Raw genomic sequence first — 4257 nt, forward strand, 5'->3', positions numbered from 1 at the left:
GGCCATGTGTCTCCAGATGAATATGAAATCATGTATTCACAGGCAAGCTAAGTGTCTACAAAACTGGGGGAAGATCAGTTTATTAAATTGTACTAGCTCATTCTCGATTTGATGCTTGAAAATAGTGAATTCTGATATGCTTTGACAGACTGCTAAGAGCGATCTATAGACATAGCCGAACATCATCTTCAACGGTAAGTTTTCGGCAAAAGGAGTCATACGCTGTTCAAAATTGCGTGGGAAGTTTGATTCAGAAACATAGGTTGAGGTGAACTAAAGTGACTAGTTGTTCCGAGTAAAACGTCGCCGATTAATTTATTTAGGCTTCCTTCAATTTCACTCTGAAAACCCAGAATCTCGTAATCAATAGAATAGTGTTTGTGGTGTAAAATTATTGTTTAGAGATGCTCCCCTTGAGTTTTTGCTTTGTCGAATAAGTTCGGTCAATGCGTAACTGTTAATTTGCATAGTTAAATAAACCGCATTCGCATTCAACAAGTTATCAACATAATTTTCTTTACTCGCAATAAGAATAAGAGCTTCGCTAATGCATTGTAGGCTCGGTAGTAAATGCAAAATACATTCGAAACTGGATCAAATAGGACTGTAAATTAACACCTAGTCTCATCAAGCTAAAAGAAAAAATCACTTTGTAGCGCTGTTGCCTAGGGTTATTAGTCAAAAAAAGAGCAACAGGGAACTCTTCTCTTTTAATAACCGTCACTAAAGCGCGAAATTTAAATCAAATTTTGCAATAAGTCCTAATGAGATTACATAAGGATCGTTGCCAAGTAGAGGAGTTACCTTATCGCCATGTCCTTTGCCGTTCACGCTAAAATTAACGTCAGCATCATTTTGGGTTGATGCAAAGGCTAGATACACTATGTTGTTCTCATCAATGATATAGTCGTAGCCAATCGCAAATTGACTGGCATCGGTGTTGTCAGCATCGCCATTGCTAATGGCATACTGTGCTTTCAAGACACCTTTTTCGCCTATTATTACTGAAGCACCTATATCAAAACTGATACGATCATTTCCGTCTAGACCTTGGATATTTTGCTCAGCTTGCATTCCGCCACCAAAGATAAATTTGTCCACTTTAGTTTGCAAGGTAATTGCATAAGCTGTGTGGTTTTCTAAACTTGGCTGCGCCTGTCCAATGCGAACAAAAGCAAAGCCGAGCTTACTATCTGAAAATGTGTAATCACTTTTCAGAATAAGATAATCAGCTCCGTCGACACCTTCTTCTGGCGAATAGGTTAGGGCAAAGTTAAGCCCCTCAAAACTAGGCGCTTGATAATAAACTACATTGTCTAATCGACCCGGGATACCTGACGCTTCCCATAAATTTCCTAAATCACCTACTTGGTCGGCAAAGAAATTAAATTCGTTGGCCCATTGATCTAGGGCAGGCATGTGACCGAGCAGCACAGTCCCAAAATTACCACGCAAACCTACATAACTTTCACGACCTTTGGTAAAAATTTGGCCAGACGATTCAGCGCCGCCATTGCCGTCATTGCCGCCCTGAGCAGTCAAATCGACGCCGGTTTCATATTGATAAATTATATCAAAGCCTTCGTTTAGTTGATAAAAACCCTTAAGGCCAAAACGAGAGGAGTTACTCGCAATAAACTGACTGGTATCTTCACCACTATTAACGGAGTCGGCGGATACATGGCCTAGACCATATAGTGATAATTCATTTGCGTGCAAAGTATGACTTACTGTAAATAAGGCCAGGGTAGTCATGGCTACGCAAAGTATTCTTTTATTCATGGTACTAGTTCTCGCATATCTTCAAAAGGATGATTAAACGCACATTAACTATGCGATTTTAAATTGTTTAAGTAGGTCGTTTAATACATTTGCTTGATTGGCTAGCTCTTGAGATGTAGCCGCAGTATGGTTTGAACTCTCTGTATTTTCTTGTGCAACTTTATCGATATTGATAACGCTCTTAGTAATATGTTCAGTTGCAGTAGCTTGCTCTTCGCATGCATTGGCAATTTTTGTTACTAAATTAGTTGCCTCATTTACATTTGTGAAAATGCCGTCAAGAGATGCTGTAGTGGTACCAGCGATTGAAATTCCATTTTTCGTTTTCTCTGTCGACTGTGAAATTAGACCAGAGGTTTCTTGCGCTGTTTTGGCGCTTCGAGCTGCTAGACTTCTTACCTCATCTGCTACAACTGCAAATCCTCTTCCCTGCTCTCCAGCGCGGGCTGCTTCAATAGCAGCGTTTAAGGCCAAGAGGTTTGTTTGGGCAGCTATCTCATCGATTGTTTTGATGAAGTTCTCGATATCGCTACTTGATTCACCTATATCTTCCATCGCTGACGTCATTTCGCCCATGTTCTGACTTCCTTCTTCAGCGGCGGCTTGTGCATTGACTGAAAGTTCACATGCTTGGCTTGCGTTTCCAGCATTTTCTGTCGTTTGCGCGCTTAATTTAGCTAGAGAAGTAGAAATACTCTCTAATTGCAAAGATTGCTCACCGGCACCTTCAGCAAGCTGTCTACTCCCGGCCGACAATTGACTACTCCCAGAGGATATTGAGTCGCTAACATCTTGGATTTGTCCAAGCAAATTACTGATATTTCTCACCATCTTTTGAAGCGATATACCCAGTATATCCTTGTTAGACGCTAATTCGATATTAGTAGTGAAATCACCCGCGGCAATTTTATCCGCAGCACTGTTTTTTAAATAAAGATTATCTACCATGTTTTTAAGTTCTGCAAAGACGCCTATCGCCGTACCTTTGCTTAACGATTTTTTACTGCTTTGCAGATCACCCGCTGCAACGCTCATAGCTATTTCTTTAATCTGTTGGGGCTCACCGCCTAATTGCCGCATTATGTTTCTAGTTAATAAAACAACAAAGACTATACCCAGTGCAATAATGAATATAGTGCCAAAAATAGACGCGCTCACTACGAAGTTAGAGGTGCTGTTAAAAGAATCTACGCGAGTAACTAGCAATGCCTCTTCATTTTGGGAAAATTCTGCAATTTTTGCGCGAAAAGCATCAAAGTAACTTTTTCCTTTTGCTTGACCAATTAGTTCAGCTACGTTTTCCATTGTGGTGCTACTGCCAACGGATCTTCTAAAGGCAATATTTGGCTCAGTAATACTTTTTTGCCAATCCGTAATAATTTCTTTTACTTCGACTAATAAAGCAACTTGTTTTGGATTGTCATCCACAGTGATAGATAATTCTTCAACATGCTTATCAAATCTTTCAATACCGCTCACATACGGTTCAAGAAACACGTCTTTTCCTGAGAGCATGAATCCACGCATACCTGTTTCCATATCAACTGCAGCGGCGGTGATTGCAGAAGCTTTTGCAAGCACCTTATGGGTATGGTCTACCCACTTGAAGTTTTTTAGCAAAGAATTTATGCCAAAATAAACAACAATTGACATAATAATTACAATGAGAAAGATTAGGCCGTTGCCGAGCTTTAATTTTGCACCTAAAGATATATTTTCAAACATAGAAGTTGCTCTTTTTTAATGCTCACCATGGTTGATGCTCATTTGATTAATATGATTATTTTATCGACATCAACTGTCAAAAATTTAATGTTTTATTTATCGACATCAACTGTCAAAAAATTATAAATATTATAAATATTATAAATATTATAACGTTAACTTTACTTAAGGATACTGTTCGTCTTTATTTTGAGGCCTGTTGAAAGTCTGAGGTCAAGTAAGCTCAGGTTTAGTGTTTTTTTTGCTTTTTACTAAAATATTAGCCGATTTTCGAATTTCTCTCATTCCATAGAAAGTAAAAATTTAAATTTACTCATTATAAAAAAATTATCGCCCATAACTTGACATGAATTATTTTATTTAGTGTTAACGTATGAGAGAAGGTAGTTTCAATCAACTTTTAATCAACCGTAAATTCACCTCACATATTTGTGAAGCGAGTATCACCTTTTCACGCTAAAGGTGCCAAATACAAGAAAACCGCAATGGCCGCTAACTGCATATGAGTCAGTCAACGAAGGAGTGACGAACGACGGGTAATGGCACCTATGCACAGTAGCTAACTATGTATAGCTGTACATAGTGGCACATGGCCGACGGATAGAGGAAGTTGATGTTTAAGGGTTTTAGCAGCAAAATACAGCAATATAATTCTTCGTTCGTATGTCTGCTATGTCGGCAGGCTAATGGAATGGTCGCCTCCCTTCCCAAACTAAAAACGTAATGGCAAAGTAGTGAGGCAGTTTCTCA

General features: G+C 38.9%; 2 protein-coding genes. Both read right to left on the bottom strand.

Translation table 11 applies throughout. From position 1 onward, the window contains the following. Positions 1-723: 723 nt before the first annotated feature. Entirely contained in the window at positions 724-1782 is a 1059-nt protein-coding gene (locus tag QZ488_RS21290; RefSeq protein ID WP_293752539.1) for a porin, read from the bottom strand. A gap of 48 nt (positions 1783-1830) precedes the next feature. Further along, complete coding sequence (locus QZ488_RS21295; protein ID WP_293752541.1) at positions 1831-3507, bottom strand: methyl-accepting chemotaxis protein; 1677 nt, start codon at positions 3505-3507, stop codon at positions 1831-1833. Positions 3508-4257: the final 750 nt, after the last annotated feature.

It is taken from the genome of uncultured Paraglaciecola sp., from assembly GCF_913020055.1.
Lineage (GTDB): Bacteria > Pseudomonadota > Gammaproteobacteria > Enterobacterales > Alteromonadaceae > Paraglaciecola.